The organism is Tessaracoccus flavus, from assembly GCF_001997295.1.
In the GTDB taxonomy this organism is placed as follows: Bacteria; Actinomycetota; Actinomycetes; order Propionibacteriales; family Propionibacteriaceae; genus Arachnia; species Arachnia flava.
Genome location: NZ_CP019605.1, coordinates 2,726,687 through 2,743,322 on the forward strand (window position 1 = coordinate 2,726,687; position 16,636 = coordinate 2,743,322).

A 16,636-nucleotide genomic window follows, 5' to 3' on the forward strand; every position below is an offset into this window, starting at 1 on the left:
GTCCCTGAGAAGCTCGCGAGGAAGGAGCGAGCGTCCGTCGAAGGGCGGTCCCTGAGCAGGGCCAGCTCGCTCTGCGAGCAGCCCGTCCGTCGAAGGGTCACGACCCCGATCCCTTCCTCCCCCAACCACAGGGGCGGCGACCACAGGGCGGCGACCACAGCCCACGGCCGCAACCCTTCGACAAGCTCAGGGACCGGGGGCGACAAGCTCAGGGAGCAGGGCGACGAGTTCAAGGAGCGGGGCCCCAGACAGAGGCGCGGACGGGCCGAGCGGTAGGGTCAGAACATGCGGAAGGTCACCATCGAGGAACTCGCCGACAAGATCGCGGAGGGGTCGCGCGGACACATCGCGCGTGCCATCACGTTGGTCGAATCGACGAAGCCCGCCCACCGCGAACAGGCCCACGAACTGCTGCAGCGCATCGCCCCGCGGACGGGCGGCGCGTTCCGTGTCGGCGTCTCCGGCGTCCCCGGGGCGGGGAAGTCGACGTTCATCGACGCCATGGGCGTCAAACTCATCGACGAGCGAGGCCACAAGGTCGCGGTACTGGCCGTCGACCCGTCGTCGTCGCGCACCGGCGGCTCGATTCTCGGCGACCGCACCCGCATGTCCGAGCTCGCACAGCGCGAGAACGCCTTCATCCGCCCCTCTCCCTCCGGCGGACATCTCGGCGGGGTCGCGCGCGCCACGCGCGAGTCGATGCTGGTCCTCGAAGCCGCCGGCTACGACGTCGTGCTCGTCGAGACGGTCGGTGTCGGGCAGTCCGAGGTGGCCGTCGCGGGCATGGTCGACACGTTCCTCATGCTCCAGGTGGCCCGCACGGGCGACATGCTCCAGGGCATCAAACGCGGCATCCTCGAGCTGGCCGACGTCATCGCCATTACCAAGGCCGACGGCGACAATGAGCAGGCCGCCCGCGTTGCCGCCCGCGAACTCAGCATCGCCATGAAGCTCATCACCAGCGACAACGACAAACGGCGCGCCCCCGTCCTCACCTGCTCCTCCTACACCGGCGCCGGGCTCGACGAGCTGTGGGACACCGTCGAGAAGCACCGCGCCGAGCTGGAGTCCTCCGGCACCCTCGCCCCCCGACGGCTGGCTCAGCAGCGCGACTGGCTGTGGAACATGGTTCGCGACGAGCTGATGGAGTCGCTGCGCACCTCCCCTGGGGTCCGCCAAACGGCCGCCGACGTCGAGGCGCGGCTCGCGGACGAGTCGCTCTCGGCGCTTGAGGGGTCGCAGGAGATCCTCCGCGCCTTCGCGGCAGCGGTCCCGACCATGCACTGGGGGGACCAAACCTCCCTCCGTCTCCCCGAGTAGCGGCCCCATCCGCTTTGATCCCTGAGCTTGTCGAAGGGTTGCGACCGTGACTGCGGTCGCCGCCCCCGTGGTCGAGGGCGGAGGTAGGGAAACGGGCCGTTACCCTTCGACAAGCTCAGGGGACAAGGCCGACAAGCTCAGGGGACAAGGCCGACAAGCTCAGGGGACAAGGCCGACAAGCTCAGCGGACAAGGCCGACAAGCTCAGGGAGCGGGGACCGGGAGTAGGGTGAAAACGTGGACACGACGACCCTGGAGACGGCTTCTCGGGTCAGTCTCGACAACCTGCTGGACGATCTCCGCACCGACGCCGACGACGGGCTGAGCCCCGACGAGGCCGAGCGCCGACTCCGTGACGAGGGACCCAACGAGCTGAGGTCGGCCCCGCCCATGCCGTTGTGGCGCCGGATCCTCGCCCAGTTCCAGGACCCCCTCATCTACCTTCTGCTCATCGCGGTGGCCATTTCCACCGTCGCGTGGTGGATCGAGGGCGCCGAAGGCCTCCCCGTCGACGCGCTCGTCATCACCCTGGTCGTCATCGCCAACGCCGTCCTGGGCTTCATCCAGGAGTCCCGCGCCGAGCAGGCCGTCGCGGCGCTGCAGGCCATGACCCACCCGCACGCAACCGTCGTTCGAGGCGGGCAGACCACCGAGATCACCGCCGGAGAAGTGGTCCGCGGCGACATCCTGCTGCTCTCCGAGGGCGACAGTGTCGCGGCCGACGGAAGGCTCCTCCAGGCCAGCGCGCTGCGGGTGGCGGAGGCGGCCCTGACCGGTGAGTCGGCCGCCGTCGGCAAGAAGCCCGGCACCCTCGACGGCGAAATCCCGCTGGGCGACCGCACCAACATGGTCTTCTCCGGCACCGCCGTCACCCAGGGCACCGGGCGCGCCGTCATCACCGCCACCGGCATGGCCACGCAGATGGGCGAGGTGGCCCGTCTTCTCGACGAAACCGAGCGCGACGACACCCCTCTCGAGCGCGAGATCGGGTTCGTCGGGAAGATGCTGGGCGCCATCGTCGTCGCCATCGCCGTCGTCGTCATGGTGACCGTGTGGCTGGTCAGCGGCGTGGACACCCTCGACGACGCCGTGACCGTCCTGCTGCTGGGCGTCTCGCTGGCCGTCGCGGCGGTGCCGGAGGGCCTGCCCGCGATCCTGTCCGTCGTGCTCTCCATCGGCGTGCAGAAGATGGCGCGGCGCGACGCGATCGTCAAGGATCTGGGCTCGGTCGAGACGCTCGGCTCGGCGTCGGTGATCTGCTCGGACAAGACCGGCACGCTCACCAGCAACGAGATGACGGTGCAGGAGATCCGCACGCTGTCGGGCACGGCGTCGGTCACGGGCGTCGGGTACGCCCCCGACGGCGAGGTGGAGTGCGGCTCCGAGGAGCAGCGGTTCGAGGACGAGCTTGTGCTGATGGGCGGCGCTCTGTCGTCCAACGCCGAGCTCCGCGAAACCGACGGCGAATGGGAGGTCCTGGGCGACCCCACCGAGGGGGCGTTCCTCGTCGCCGAACGCAAGCTCGGCGTCCACGATCGCCGCGACAACAGGTTCACGCGCCTCGCCGAGGTGCCGTTCACGTCCGATCGCAAGCGCATGTCAACCCTGCAGCGCGACCACGACCGTGACGAGGTGGTGCTCGTCACCAAGGGCGCCCCCGACGTCGTTCTGGAGCGCTGCACCAGCGTCCTGTGCGGCGACGACGTCGTCCCGCTCACCGACGAGCTGCGCGCCCAGCTTTCCGCCGACATCGAGGAGATGTCCGGCCAGGCGATGCGCACCATGGGCGTGGCACTGCGCGAAGTGGACGCGGGTGATGTGCCCGACGACAAGGGGGTCGCCGACGCCGAGCGCGCGGAGGACCTCGAGACCGAGCTCACCTACCTCGGCGCCGTCGGCATGATCGACCCCGCCCGGGAAGAGGCCGCCGACGCCGTCGCCGACGCCCACCGGGCAGGCATCCGCGTCATCATGATCACCGGCGACCACCCTGCCACGGCGCTCAGGATCGCCCGTGATCTCGGGATCACCGACGACGACGGCCGGGCCGTCAGCGGCGTGGAACTGGACCGCGCCGACGACAGCACCTTCGCGGAGTTGGCCCGCAGCGTCAACGTCTTCGCCCGCGTCGCGCCCGAGCATAAGCTGCGCATCGTCGACGCCCTGCAGGCCGACGGGCAGATCGTCGCGATGACCGGCGACGGCGTCAACGATGCCCCGGCGCTGAAATCCGCCGACATCGGCGTCGCCATGGGCATCACCGGCACGGAGGTCACCAAGGAAGCCGGCTCGATGGTCCTGCGCGACGACAACTTCGCCACCATCGTCGCGGCGGTCGAGCAGGGCCGGGTGATCTTCGACAACATCAAGAAGTTCCTGCGCTACCTCTTGTCGTCGAACATGGGCGAGGTACTCACGGTCTTCTTCGGCGTGGTGCTCGCCGGGCTGATCGGGCTCACCGAGGCCTCGGGCGCCGCGATCGTGGTGCCGCTCCTGGCCACGCAGATCCTGTGGATCAACCTCGTCACCGACTCCGCGCCCGCCCTCGCGCTCGGCGTCGATCCCCAGACCGACGACGTCATGGCCCGGCGCCCCCGCGCGATTGGCGAGCGCGTGATCGATCTCGGCATGTGGGGCATCATCGTCTTCGTCGGCGCCGTCATGGCCGCCTCTACACTGCTCACGATGGACCTGTTCCTCGTCGGCGGACTCATCCCCGGGAGCGATGACCTCACCACCGCCCGCACCGCCGCCTTTACGACGCTGGTGTTCGCGCAACTGTTCAACGTGTTCTCGGCCCGCTCCCCCATCACGAGCGCCTTCCACGGCCTGGGTACCAACCGCTGGCTGCTCGCCGCCGTCGCCTTCGGCGCCGTCTCGCAGGTGGCCGTGGTCGAGATCCCGCTGCTACAGACCGCGTTCGGCACGGCGTCGCTCGATCTGCGGCACTGGCTGATCGCGATCGCGATGGCCAGCGGCGTGCTGTGGGCGGAGGAGGCACGCAAACTGATCAACCGCGCCCGACACCGGCGCCGCGGCAGGGAAGCGGACAAGGCATCGAAGGGATGGTGAGGCGGCCGCCCCGGTGGAAGGGGAGCCTCTCCATACCTGCCTACTCTGAAGGGGTCAGTTTGGTGACACGCGCGACCATAGTGGTCGTACATGTCGCTGAATGGCACCTTTCGGGACGTGCCGTCGCCCTGAGTAGGGGCCGCGAGACGAGCAGCCGCGTATCGAACTCGTTCCTCGCTCCCTACTCGGGGAGACGGCGGACAGCGACGCGACTAGGGGCAATCGCGACTTCCTCACCCCACTGGGTAGACTGTCGCGGTACGTTCACTTGGGGATTGAACCGGAGGGAGGCGCATGGGAGTCTTCGACAAGGCCGAAAAGAAGATTGAGTCGGCCGTCGGCAAGGTTTTCGCGCGCGCCTTCAAGGGCTATGTGCACCCCGTCGAAATCGTCGCCGGCATCCAGCGCGAGCTCGACGCCGAGGCCAAGCTGCTGTCGCGCGACAAGCGCCTCGTCCCCAACGTCTTCACGATCGGGCTATCGCGCAACGACTACGACCGACTCGCCCCTTACGCCAAGACCCTCAACGCCGAGATCACGCCGTCCATCCGCGACCACGCCGCCGACAGGCACTACGTCTTCAACGGCCCCGTCTCCATCGACTACACGCTCGACGAGTCGCTCCCCACCGGGCAGTTCACCGTCGCCAGCCAGGCCGTCGCCGACGACTCCAGCGGCAGGAAGCCCGATCGTCCCGGGAAGCTGGTGCTCGAGGTCAACGGAGTGCGCCACCCGTTGGTGGCCCCCGGCATCCTCATCGGACGCGGGGCGGAGGCCGACCTTCGTCTCAACGACCCCGGCGTCTCCCGACGGCACGCCATGATCTCCGTCACCGGGGATCCCGCACACCCCGTCGTCACCATCGAGGATCTGGGCTCCACCAACGGCGTCCACGTCAACGGCAATCGCGTCAACAAGACCCGCATCGGGGAGGGGGCCAGGATCGAGATCGGCAACACGAGGATGCTGATCCATACACCCGCAGGGGTTTGACGTGTCTGATCTGATCATCGCCGCGATCAAGGTCGCGTTCCTCGCGTTGCTGTGGCTGTTCATCCTGGCCATCGCCAACACCGTGCGCACTGACATGTTCGGCAAGCGCGTCCCCGCGTCGTCGTTGACGGCCATCCCGGCCGACCGCGGCCGCGGCAAGGGGCGGTCCAAGTCTCCGACCCGGTTCGCCATCACCGCTGGCCCGCAGCAGGGCACCGCCGTACCGGTGGCGCCGACGATCAACCTTGGCCGCGCCGCCGACTCCACGCTCCTCCTCGACGACGACTACGCCTCGGCCCGCCACGCCCAGCTCGTGCAGCAGGACTCCAACACGTGGCTGATCTCCGACCTGCGCTCGACCAACGGCACCTACGTCAACGGCCGCCTCGTCACCGAACCGACGAAGGTGACGGTCGGTGATGTGGTGCGCATCGGCAAGACCCTGATGCGGCTCGAGATCTGATGTACAGCCTGCGCTTCGCCGCCCATTCCGAGGTGGGCCGCATCCGGAAGAACAACCAGGATGGCGGCTACGCCTCGCCGAACCTGCTCATGGTGGCCGACGGCATGGGTGGGGCGGCCGCAGGCGACCTCGCCTCCGCCGTCGCCGCCACCGAGGCCGCGCGCTCCGACCACCGCACGCTCGACCCGGAGGAGATGCTTGAGAGCATCGCCGGCATGGTGGCCCGCGCCAACTCCAAGCTCACCGACCTCATCGACGAGGACCTCGAGCTCGACGGCATGGGCACCACGTTCTGTGGGGCCATGTTCAACGGGGAGCAGTTCGGCATCGCCCACGTCGGCGACTCCCGCGGGTACCTGTTGCGCGACGGGACGCTGACCCAGCTCACGCACGACCACTCCTGGGTGCAGTCCCTCATCGACGAGGGCAAGATCACGCCGCAGCAGGCGGCCACGCATCCCCACCGCTCCCTCATCCTCAAGGTGCTCAACGGGCAGGTGAACTTCGAGCCCGACCTGGAGCTCATCGACGCGAAACTCGGCGACCGCATCATGTTCTGCTCCGACGGCTTGAGCGGGCTGATCTCCGAGGCGCAGATCCTCCAGTTCATGTCGCTCGACGACGCCGACGAGGCCATCGCGGAGATGGCGCGCGCGGCCAACGCGGCCGGCGGGCACGACAACATCACGGTGATCATTGGTGACGTCGTCGAGCAGGACGACGACCTCGATGCGGCCCCGGGTGTGCTCGTCGGATCCGCCAACGAGGTGGAGATCCCCCGCACCGGGCAGCTCGCGCAGGCAAAGGGCACCGTCGACAAGCAGCCCCAGTACCCGCCGACCTCCAACGACACCCCGATCGAGCACGACGAGACCGAGGTGGCGCGCTACGCACCCCAGGAGTCGAAGCACCGCTGGCCGGGCATCATCGCGCTGGTGCTCGCCGTCGCGCTGGTCATCGGCGGCTCGGTGTGGGGTGTGCAGGCATACTCGAAGACCCGCTACTTCGTGTCGGCCGACGACGGCGTGGTCGCCATCTACAACGGGCTGCCCGGCTCGTTCCTCGGCGTCGACTTCGCCACCATCGCCGAACGCACCGACACCCGGGTCTCCGACCTGCCGAAGTTCTACCAGCAGCAGGTCGAGTCGGCGATCCCCGTCAGCAGCCTCGAGGCCGGGCGCGCCACCGCCGGGCAGCTGGCCGCCCGCGCTGAGGAGTGCATCCAGACGCGCGAGGACCGGAACAAGCCGAAGCCCACGCCGTCGCCCAGCCCCTCGCCGTCGCCGTCGCCGTCGCCGTCGGCGAGCCCGAGTCCCGCTCCCGGGCTGCCGACCACGACCGCGGCCCCACTTCCGGGCGTCATCTCCGACAACCCTCCCGTGCCAGCCGCCACCCGCACCTACCTCTTCCCGCGGCCGACCCCCAGCCCCAGCCCGTCGCCCTCCGAGTCGCCCACCCCGGTGACTGATCCCGAGGACTGCTGATGTCGGCCGCCGTTCAGCCGGCGGTGTCCGCCGAGGTCATCGTCTTTCGCCAGCGCAGAAACGTCGAGCTCGTGCTCATCGCGTTCGCGCAGCTGTTCGGCTTCGTCGGCTGGGTGCTCACCCACCTCAACCTCTACGACGTCCTCCCCGAGAACCTGACGACGGTGGCCGCCATCTGGTTCGGCCTGGGCCTTGCCGCGCATCTGGTCGTCCGGTTCCGGCTGCCGTACGCCGATCCCGTGATCCTGCCGAGCGTGTTTCTGCTCAACGGGCTCGGCCTGGCGATGATCTACCGGATCGACCAGATCCCGGAGCCGCCCCGCACCGACGCGTCGACGCAGCTGCTGTGGACCGCGCTCGGGCTCGGCCTGTTCTCTGCGGTCGTCATCGTGCTGCGCGACCACCGCCGCCTCCAGCGCTACCCGTACCTGCTGTTCATCGGCGGCCTGACGCTACTGCTCCTTCCGCTCATCCCGGGGCTCGGTGTCACCTCTGGCGGTGCCCAGATCTGGATCCGCCTGTTCGGGTTCTCCTTCCAGCCCGCTGAGGTGGCCAAAATCCTGCTGGCCGTCGCCTTCGCCGCCTACCTCTACGAACACCGCGAAGTGCTGGCGCTGGCGGGTCGACGCGTGCTCGGCATCGAACTGCCGCGGGCCCGCGACCTCGGCCCGATCCTCGTCATGTGGCTGGCCAGCCTCGCGGTCATGGTGTTCCAGAACGACCTGGGCACCTCGCTGCTGTTCTTCGGCCTGTTCACGGTGATGATCTACATCGCCACCGAACGCCCCGCCTGGCCGATCCTGGCGTCGATCCTGTTCGTCGGCGCCGCGCTCGCCGCCAACGCGTTCACCAACCACGTGCCGCGCCGGGTCAACGCCTGGCTGGACCCGTTCAGCAACTACGACGCCAACCTGCAGATCATCAGCGCGCAGTTCGGCTACGCCTGGGGCGGCTTGTTCGGCCGCGGCTGGGGGCTGGGGCGCCCCGGGCTGACCCCGCTGGCCAAGTCCGACATGATCGCCGCCGCCGTCGGTGAGGAGCTCGGCATCCTCGGGCTGATGGCGGTCATCCTCGTCTACGCCCTCCTCGTCGCGCGCGGCTTCAAGACTGCGCTCATCTCCCCCGACGGCTTCGGCAAGTTGCTCGCCGCCGGCCTCAGCTTCTCGTTCGCCCTGCAGGTGTTCTCGATCATCGGCGGCGTCACCCGACTGCTGCCGCTCACCGGTCTGACCACGCCGTTCATGAGCCAGGGCGGGTCGTCGCTCATCGCGAACTGGATGATCATCGGGATTCTGCTCGTCATCTCGCATCGGGCACGCGTGCCCCAGGCGGCGACGGCGGCGCCGCAGTCGCCGCAGCAGATCGACGACCTGACGGTGGTGATCGCCCGATGAACGGCCCCATCCGCAAGGTCACCGTCTTCGTGTCGCTGCTCATGGCCGCGCTGCTGCTCAACCTCACCTGGATCGCGGTGGTGCGGGCCGACTCCCTCAACGAGGACACCAGCAACCGCCGCGTCCGCGACGCGGAGTTCTCCCGCAACCGCGGCGCGATCCTGGTCGGCAACCAGCCGATCGCGCAGTCCGTGCCGCGGGGCGGCCGCTTCCCGTACATCCGCTCCTACCCGCAGCCGGAGATCTGGAGCTCGGTCACCGGCTGGTACTCCTACGACTACGCGCGCTCCGGCCTCGAGCACACCTACAACCAGGAGCTCGCCGGTACGTCGTCGGGGCAGTCCGTCGGACGCGCCGTCGATCTGCTCACGGGGCGTCGGTCGAGAGGGGCCAACATCTCGACGACGCTCAACCCCGCGGCCCAGGCGGCCGCGGTCCGGGCGCTCGGCGACCAGCGCGGCGCCGTCGTCGCGATGAACTACGAGACCGGCGAGATCCTCGCCCTGGTCTCCACCCCGACCTACGACCCGAACCGGCTCGCCACGGTCGACCTCACCGCGGAACGGGAGGCGTGGGTCGAGTTGTTGGACCGCCCCGACGAGCCGCTCAAGAACCGCGCCGTGCGTGAGATCTATCCGCCCGGGTCAACGTTCAAGCTCGTCACCGCAGCCGCTGCGCTCGAGGACGGGATGGTGCCGAGCACCGAGGTCGACTCCCCCGACTCCCTCCCCCTGCCGAACTCCAACCGGTCGATGGGCAACTCGACCAATTGCGGCGGCACCCGCGTCAGCCTCGAGCAGGCGCTCAAGACCTCCTGCAACACAGCCTTCGGCAACCTTGGCCTGCAGCTCGGCGCCGACAAACTGCTGGAGCAGGCCGAGAAGTTCGGGTTCAACCAGGAGCCCACGATCGACATGACGGCCGCCGAGTCGGTCTTCCCCACCGAGCTCGACGAGGCGCAGACAGCGCTCACGGCCATCGGCCAGTTCGACGTCGCCGCCTCCCCGCTCCAGATCGTTCAGGTGGCCGCCGCGATCGCCAACGACGGCGTGCTGATGCGGCCGCACGTGGTGAGCTCCGTGACCAACTCGGATCTGACGGTGCTGTCATCGAACCCGTCCGAGCGCCTGAGCGCACCGCTCAGCCCGTCGTCGGCCGAGCACCTGCAGCAGATGATGATCGCCACGGTCGAGGACGGCACCGGCCGACCCGCACAGATCGACGGCGCCGTCGTCGGCGGCAAGACCGGCACCGCCCAGACCGCCCCCGACCGACCGCCATACGCGTGGTTCGTCGGCTTTGCGGAGGAGCCCAAGGTCGCGGTGGTCGCGTTCGTCGAGGACGCCGACGTTGAGCGAAACGACATCTCCGGCGGCCGGCTTGCGGCCCCGATCTTCAAGGCCGTCGTGGAGGCGTTGCGATGAACCTCTCAGACTTTTCTCATGGTGATGGCGCAAGATGGTGCCTGGGATACCGAAAGGAACCGGTGCGATGACAGAGCGAGGAACACTCCTCGGTGGCCGCTACCAGCTCGAGCAAGTGATCGGGCGGGGCGGGATGGCCGAGGTGTGGCGCGCACGTGACAGGCGCCTGGAGCGCGACGTCGCGGTGAAGCGGCTGCGCGTCGATCTGGCGAGCGACCCCACCTTCCAGGCGCGGTTTCGGCGCGAGGCCCAGTCAGCCGCGGGGCTCAACCACCCCAACATCGTCGCCGTGTACGACACCGGTGAGGAGCGCGAAGGCGCCTCGGACGTGTCGGTGCCCTACATCGTCATGGAGCTCGTCGAGGGCGTGACCCTTCGCGAAGTGCTGCGCGACGGTCGCAAGATCCTCCCCGAGCGGGCGCTGGAGTTCACCTCCGGCGTGTTGGACGCGCTGGCCTACTCGCACCGGGCCGGCATCATCCACCGCGACATCAAGCCCGCCAACGTCATGCTGACCCCCGGCGGCACCGTCAAGGTGATGGACTTCGGCATCGCCCGGGCGGTTGCCGACACGTCGGCCACCATGACCCAGACCGCGGCCGTCATCGGCACCGCCCAGTACCTCTCCCCCGAGCAGGCCCGCGGCGAGAAGGTGGACAACCGCTCCGACATCTACGCCGTCGGCTGCCTGCTGTACGAACTCCTGACGTCGCAGCCACTCTTCAAGGGCGACTCTCCGGTGAGCGTGGCCTACCAGCACGTCCGCGAGATCCCCGTGCCGCCGTCGCAGGTGGATGCCGAGGTAACCCCAGCGATGGACGCCGTGGTGATGAAGGCGCTCGAAAAGGATCCGCGCGACCGGTACCAGGACGCGTTCGAGATGCGCGAGGACATCCAGCGGGCACTTCGCGGCGAGCCGGTGCTCGCGGCTGCTGCCGCCGCGGATCAGGCGACCCAGCTCATCCCGTCCGACCCCATGACGACGACCGCCCGCCGCGCGTCGACCCCCCCGCCCCCGCCGGTGATGCCGTCACCCGCCCTGGCGCCGGCCTCGTCTCCGGTGGATGTGTTGGACGAGCCGGAGGAGCGGAAGTCGCGCAAGGGCCTCGTCGCTCTGCTGGTGATCACTGCTCTGGTGCTCATCGGCATTGTGGCCACGATCCTCGTATTGATGAACCCGCCCGCGCGGGAGGTCACCGAGTACGCCGTACCGCCGGTGCGTGGGGCCACAGAGATCGCGGCGCGCGAGGCCATCGAGAACGCGAACCTCGTCGCCGTCGTCAACCCGGTGCCGGGCACGGACGACGACAAGGGCTTCGTCGTCGAGCAACGCCCCGATGCGGGCGAGATGCTCCCGGCGGGCTCGGAGGTGACCATCGACGTCTCGCAGGGCCCGACCCTGCTCACCGTTCCCGACGGGCTGACGAAGGTGCCGGTCGCGACCGCCGAGCAGATCCTGCGCACGGCGGGCTTCGAGAACTTCCAACAGGTCGCGGACAACCCCGAAACCGAGGATCCCGAGGCAGTGAAGGGCAACGTCACCAGCACCGATCCGGCGTCGGGCGCCGAAGTGAGCCCGGACACCGTGATCGAGCTGACCGTCGCCACCGGCCAGTCGCTGGTCCCGATCCTGCGCAACCTGACGCTGGAGGAGGCGTACAAGGCGGCCGAGGATCGCGGCTTCCGCCTGCGCCCCGTCGAGGAGGAGAACCAGTACGCCTCCCCCGGCACGATCTTCGACCAGGACCCGGCGGTCAACACGCCGCTAGACCGCGGTTCGGAGATCAGCGTGAAGGTGGCGGTCGCGCCCCCGGAGCCTGAGCCGTCTCCCGATCCGACCACCGAGTCGCCGACCCCCGAGCCGCCGGTCGTGGAGAGCACGCCTCCGGTCGATCCCCCGGCATCGGAACCGGTCGACCCGGAGCCCCCGGCCCCCGACCCGTCGGTCTCCCCCACCCCGGACGCCAACGGCTAGCCGAGGAGGCCAGCCGTTCCCTGAGCATGTCGAAGGGTAACGGCCCGCCACCTACCGCCGCCCCCAACCACAGGGCGGCGACCACAGCCGCGGCCGTAACCCTTCGACAAGCTCAGGGAACGAGACCGACAAGCTCAAGGAACGAGACCGACAAGCTCAGGGAGCGAGGTCCGTGGTGACCAGGGGCGATAGTCCGGCTGCCCGGACGGGGGCGTCCGTGTCGCCGCACTCGGCGAGCCAGTTGGCCAGCATCTGATAGCCACCTTCAGTGAGCACCGACTCCGGGTGGAACTGCACCGCCTCGACGGCCAGGCTGCGGTGGCGAACCGCCATGATGACGCCCGACTCAGTGCGGGCCGTCACCTCCAGCACCTCCGGCACGGTGTCCTCGACCATGGCCAGCGAGTGGTACCGCGTCGTCGTCACCGGGGATGGAAGGCCGGCGAAGACGCCCTTGCCCTCGTGGAACACGGGGGACGTCTTACCGTGGAGCAGCTCGGGAGCCCGATCCACCACGCCTCCATAGGCCACCGCCATGGCCTGCAGCCCGAGGCAGACGCCGAAGAGCGGCTTCACCCCACCCAACTGTCGGACGACGTCGACGCACACCCCGGCCTCCTCGGGCGTGCCGGGTCCGGGCGAGAGGAGGACCCCGTCGAACCGGGCGTGCCAGTCGTCGTCGGCGAACCGGGGATCGTCGTTGCGCCACACCTCGACCTCAGCGCCGATCTGCGCGAGGTAGCTGACGATGTTGTAGACGAACGAGTCGTAGTTGTCGATGACGAGGATGGCGGCCACGGCGTCATTGTGCCACGAGGGGCTACTGCGACCGGGCGAGCGTCACGCCCACCGAGCCGGCGAACGCGGGCATATCGATCTGGTTGAGCCGCTGTTCCTCGTAGCCGAGACCGTACGCGTCGACGTATTGCAGATACACCTGGATGTGCTCGGACGCGTCGATGGACGCCTCGATCTGGTTGACGTCGCCGATCGCCTCGATGACGTAGGGCGGCGCGTACGGGATGCCGTGGAGCACGACCGTGTTGCCGACGCACTTGATGCCGGTGGTCGCGATGACCCGCTGCCCCTGGATGGTGACGGCCTCTGCGCCGCCGGCCCACATCGCGTTGACGACCGCCTGGATGTCCTGCTGATGGACCACCAGCGAGTCGTCGTCGACGCCGGCGGGCCGGACGTCGTTCGGGGCGTCGGTCAGCACCACCCGGAAGCCCGGGCCGCTCACCGCGACGAGCCCTGCGGCCACCTCCAACGCCGTCGACGCACGATCGACGGGGGGCGCACCGAACCGCTGGGCGGACAGCTGTTCCACCTCGTCGCGGAGGGCTTCGGCCTCCGTGCGCAATTCGGTGTTCCTATTGCCCTGGGTCACGATGAGGTCGCGCAGGTTCGCTGTGCGGTCGCTGCGCAGATCGGTGCCACGGGCGGCGATGGACGCCACCGTCATCATCAGGCCGGCGAGCAGGCAGACCAGCACGGTCGTCACCCGGCCTCGAGGCGAACGTTGGCGCGACTGCGCGATCCGGGCCCGCACCCGCGGCACCCGTTCCGCGATCTTCCGCCACACGTTCACCAGCCCAGCCTACGTCGCCTCCCGACCCTCATCCCCACCGTTTCCCTGGGCGGTCTCCAGCGGTCGGCCACGTTCAGCCTGAAGAATTGATGTGCCAGCGCGTATGGCGCGACCTCGGGTCATTTTCTCAGGATGAACGACCGGCACCTACTCGGCAGAGGCGATCGGTACAGGTCGATGTGGGCGAATTCCCGCACCTCAACTACGCTAGGGCGGACGTCATCCAAGGAGGCAACGTGCCCGAATCCAGGTCTCGCAAGCAGGCTGAGGAAAAGAAGAAGCTCAAGTCGAAGGCTGAGCTCGCCGAACAGCGCAGCGAATACTCGCGCCTTGCGCCCGCCAACCGCAACTGGGTGCCCGCAGTCTTCATCCCCATGGGCCTTCTCGGCGTGGCCTGGATGGTCACCTACAACCTCGCGGGCGACCGCATCGGTTTCATGCAGTCGATCGGCGACTGGAACGTGGTGATCGGTCTCGGCCTCATCGTCGCCAGCTTCGCCTTCATGACGCTCTGGAAGTGAGCTCGACCCTCGGGGAGTTCGCCGCCGTCATCTTCGACTTCGACGGCACCCTGGCCGATTCCCACGCAGCAATGGTCCGGTCCTACCTGACGTGGGCCGACGAGTTCGGGCTCGACCCCGCGTCGCTCGTCAGCTTCACCGGCATGCCGAGCGCTGCCATCGCGGCCGCACTGCTGCCCGCTGATCAGGTGGAGCGCGCGTCGGCCCGGATCGACGAACTCGAAGTGGCCGACACCGACGGCGTCGTCCCGCTCCCCGGGGCGGTCGACGCACTCGCCGGGGTGCCAGACGAGCGCCGGGCCATCGCGACGTCCTGCACGGCGCCGCTCCTCAACGCCCGGCTCGACGCCGTGGGCCTCGACCGACCCGCCGTCGTCGTCACCCGCGACGACGTCACCAACGGCAAGCCCGACCCCGAGTCCTTCCTCCTGGCCGCCGAACGACTGGGCACCGACCCTGAACGTTGTGTCGTCTTCGAAGACGCTCCGGCCGGGGTCGCCGCGGCCAGGGCTGCGGGCATGGCCGTCATCGGAGTGCTCACCGCACACACCGTCGATGAGTTGCAGGCCGACTGGCACGTCAACTCGCTGGCCGACGTCGAGTTCGAGGCCATCGACGACGGCGTGCGCATCACCTGGCGCGCCTGACTCCCGCGCACCCCAGACCCACGAAAGAAGGGTCCCCGGCGCCAGGCAGGTAGGATGCTGCGCGTGAACGACGCCCCCCTGCCCCAGCCCAGTGACTCCGAGCAGACCGCCATCCGCAAGGAGAAGCGCGCACGCCTGCTTGAGTCCGGCACCGAGGTGTACCCCGCCGACCTCACCCGCAGCCATACGCTCCGCGAGATCCGCGCCACCTGGGGTCACCTTGAGGCCGGCGTCGAGACCGACGAGGTGGTCACCACCGGCGGCCGGGTCGTGTTCATCCGCAACACCGGCAAGCTGGCCTTCGCGACGTTGCAGGACGGCTTCACCCCCGACGACAACGGCGAACGCCTCCAGGTGATGCTGTCGCTCGCCGAGGTGGGCGAGGAGGCACTGGCCGCCTGGAAGGCCGACGCCGACCTGGGCGACTTCATCTGGGTCAAGGGCCGCGTCATCGCCTCGAAGCGGGGGGAGCTCAGCATCATGGCCTCCGAGTGGAGGTTCGCAGCGAAGGCGCTGCGTCCGCTGCCGGTCATGCACAAGGACCTCTCCGAGGAGTCGCGCGTGCGGCGCCGCTACGTCGACCTCATCGTCCGCGACGAGGCCCGCGAGATGGTGCGGAAGCGCTCCGCGATCACCCGCGCCGTCCGCGACACGCTGTACGACCACGGGTACCTCGAGGTCGAGACCCCCACGCTCCAGCTGGTCCACGGCGGCGCGGCCGCCCGGCCGTTCAACACGCACATCAACGCCTTCGACATCGACATGACGCTGCGGATCGCGCTCGAACTGCACCTCAAGCGCACCATGGTAGGCGGGGCGGACCGGGTCTTCGAGATCGGGCGCGTGTTCCGCAACGAGGGCATCGACTCCACGCACTCGGCCGAGTTCACGATGCTCGAGGCCTACCAGGCGTGGGGCGACCAGAAGACGATCGCCAGGCTCATCCAGGACATCATCGTCGCCTCCGCGGACGCCGTCGGCAGCCGTCAGATCGAGACGCCTCGGGGCACCATCGATCTCGACGGCGAGTGGGCGTGGCTGCCCGTGTATCCGGCGCTGTCGGAGAAGGTCGGGCAGCCGATCACCGTCGACACCCCCGCCGATGTTCTCCAAGGCATCGCGGAGGCCAACGAGGTGGAGTACGACCCCAAGTGGGGCGCCGACAAGCTGGTGATGGAGCTCTTCGGCGACCTCGTCGAGCCGGATCTCATCCAGCCCACCTTCGTCTACGACTACCCCGCCCTCGCGCAGCCCCTCGCGCGCCCGCACCGCACAGAGCCGGGCAAGATCGAAGCATGGGACCTGATCATCGGTGGCGTTGAGCGCGGCACCGGCTTCACGGAGCTGATCGACCCGATCATTCAGCGCGATGTGTTGACGAGCCAGTCCCTCAAGGCCGCCGCCGGTGACCCCGAGGCGATGCAGTTCGACCAGGACTTCATCGAGGCCCTCGAGTACGGCGTCCCCCCGATGGGCGGCCTCGGCCTCGGCATCGACCGCCTCATCATGCTGCTGACCGGCGTCGGCATCCGAGAGACCATCCTCTTCCCGCTTCTGCGCCCGAGCTCCACCTGAATCTGCGGCGAGCGCAGCGACAAGCTCAGGGATCAACAGACGACAAGCTGCGAGCACACCTGATTGTCACAACTTCATAACGTCGGTTGACTCGGCGCGCTCCCCCGGGTTACTGTTCCATCAACCCCTGAGAGCGCTCTCGCGGCACTCGCCTCACTGAATGAGAGCGCTCTCGGGA

At 68.8% G+C, this 16,636-nt stretch carries 13 protein-coding genes; 11 read left to right on the forward strand and 2 right to left on the reverse strand.

Going from position 1 to position 16,636, the window contains the following annotated elements:
• Positions 1-285: 285 nt before the first annotated feature.
• The 8 genes from meaB to pknB all read left to right on the forward strand — a co-directional run bounded on the left by meaB (position 286) and on the right by pknB (position 12,124).
• Positions 286-1,320: a methylmalonyl Co-A mutase-associated GTPase MeaB gene (meaB, locus tag RPIT_RS12570; protein WP_077343760.1), complete on the forward strand. Its 1,035-nt coding sequence runs from the start codon at positions 286-288 to the stop codon at positions 1,318-1,320.
• Between the two features lie 236 nt (positions 1,321-1,556).
• Positions 1,557-4,391 (forward strand): cation-translocating P-type ATPase, encoded by a 2,835-nt coding sequence (locus RPIT_RS12575; protein WP_077343761.1) that lies wholly within the window; start codon positions 1,557-1,559, stop codon positions 4,389-4,391.
• A gap of 294 nt (positions 4,392-4,685) precedes the next feature.
• Entirely contained in the window at positions 4,686-5,384 is a 699-nt protein-coding gene (locus RPIT_RS12580; protein ID WP_077343762.1) for an FhaA domain-containing protein, read from the forward strand.
• A gap of 1 nt (position 5,385) precedes the next feature.
• Complete coding sequence (locus RPIT_RS12585) at positions 5,386-5,847, forward strand: FHA domain-containing protein FhaB/FipA (RefSeq protein ID WP_077343763.1); 462 nt, start codon at positions 5,386-5,388, stop codon at positions 5,845-5,847.
• Positions 5,847-7,331: a PP2C family protein-serine/threonine phosphatase gene (locus RPIT_RS12590; RefSeq protein ID WP_077343764.1), complete on the forward strand. Its 1,485-nt coding sequence runs from the start codon at positions 5,847-5,849 to the stop codon at positions 7,329-7,331. Before RPIT_RS12585 ends, RPIT_RS12590 begins: the two co-directional genes overlap by 1 nt.
• Positions 7,331-8,725, forward strand: coding sequence for an FtsW/RodA/SpoVE family cell cycle protein (locus tag RPIT_RS12595; protein ID WP_077343765.1), 1,395 nt, complete (start codon positions 7,331-7,333; stop codon positions 8,723-8,725). Before RPIT_RS12590 ends, RPIT_RS12595 begins: the two co-directional genes overlap by 1 nt.
• Positions 8,722-10,149, forward strand: coding sequence for a peptidoglycan D,D-transpeptidase FtsI family protein (locus tag RPIT_RS12600; RefSeq protein ID WP_077343766.1), 1,428 nt, complete (start codon positions 8,722-8,724; stop codon positions 10,147-10,149). Before RPIT_RS12595 ends, RPIT_RS12600 begins: the two co-directional genes overlap by 4 nt.
• Positions 10,150-10,216: 67 nt before the next feature.
• Complete coding sequence (gene pknB / locus RPIT_RS12605; RefSeq protein WP_077343767.1) at positions 10,217-12,124, forward strand: Stk1 family PASTA domain-containing Ser/Thr kinase; 1,908 nt, start codon at positions 10,217-10,219, stop codon at positions 12,122-12,124.
• A gap of 156 nt (positions 12,125-12,280) precedes the next feature.
• On the opposite strand, the gene RPIT_RS12610 is transcribed toward pknB, so the two are convergent.
• Together RPIT_RS12610 and RPIT_RS12615 are read right to left on the reverse strand one after the other, a co-directional pair.
• A complete protein-coding gene (locus RPIT_RS12610) occupies positions 12,281-12,922 on the reverse strand; it encodes an aminodeoxychorismate/anthranilate synthase component II (protein WP_077343768.1) in 642 nt (213 codons plus the stop codon).
• A 22-nt stretch (positions 12,923-12,944) separates the two neighbouring features.
• A complete protein-coding gene (locus RPIT_RS12615) occupies positions 12,945-13,715 on the reverse strand; it encodes a DUF881 domain-containing protein (RefSeq protein WP_226996265.1) in 771 nt (256 codons plus the stop codon).
• A gap of 236 nt (positions 13,716-13,951) precedes the next feature.
• On the opposite strand from RPIT_RS12615, the gene RPIT_RS12620 reads away from it, so the two are divergent.
• The 3 genes from RPIT_RS12620 to lysS all read left to right on the forward strand — a co-directional run bounded on the left by RPIT_RS12620 (position 13,952) and on the right by lysS (position 16,458).
• Complete coding sequence (locus RPIT_RS12620) at positions 13,952-14,236, forward strand: cell division protein CrgA (protein ID WP_077344328.1); 285 nt, start codon at positions 13,952-13,954, stop codon at positions 14,234-14,236.
• A complete protein-coding gene (locus RPIT_RS12625) occupies positions 14,233-14,883 on the forward strand; it encodes an HAD-IA family hydrolase (RefSeq protein WP_226996266.1) in 651 nt (216 codons plus the stop codon). Before RPIT_RS12620 ends, RPIT_RS12625 begins: the two co-directional genes overlap by 4 nt.
• Before the next feature lie 63 nt (positions 14,884-14,946).
• Positions 14,947-16,458 carry a lysine--tRNA ligase gene (gene lysS / locus RPIT_RS12630; RefSeq protein WP_418361361.1) on the forward strand — a complete coding sequence of 504 codons (1,512 nt, stop codon included), beginning with the start codon at positions 14,947-14,949 and terminating at the stop codon, positions 16,456-16,458.
• Positions 16,459-16,636 lie beyond the last annotated feature (178 nt).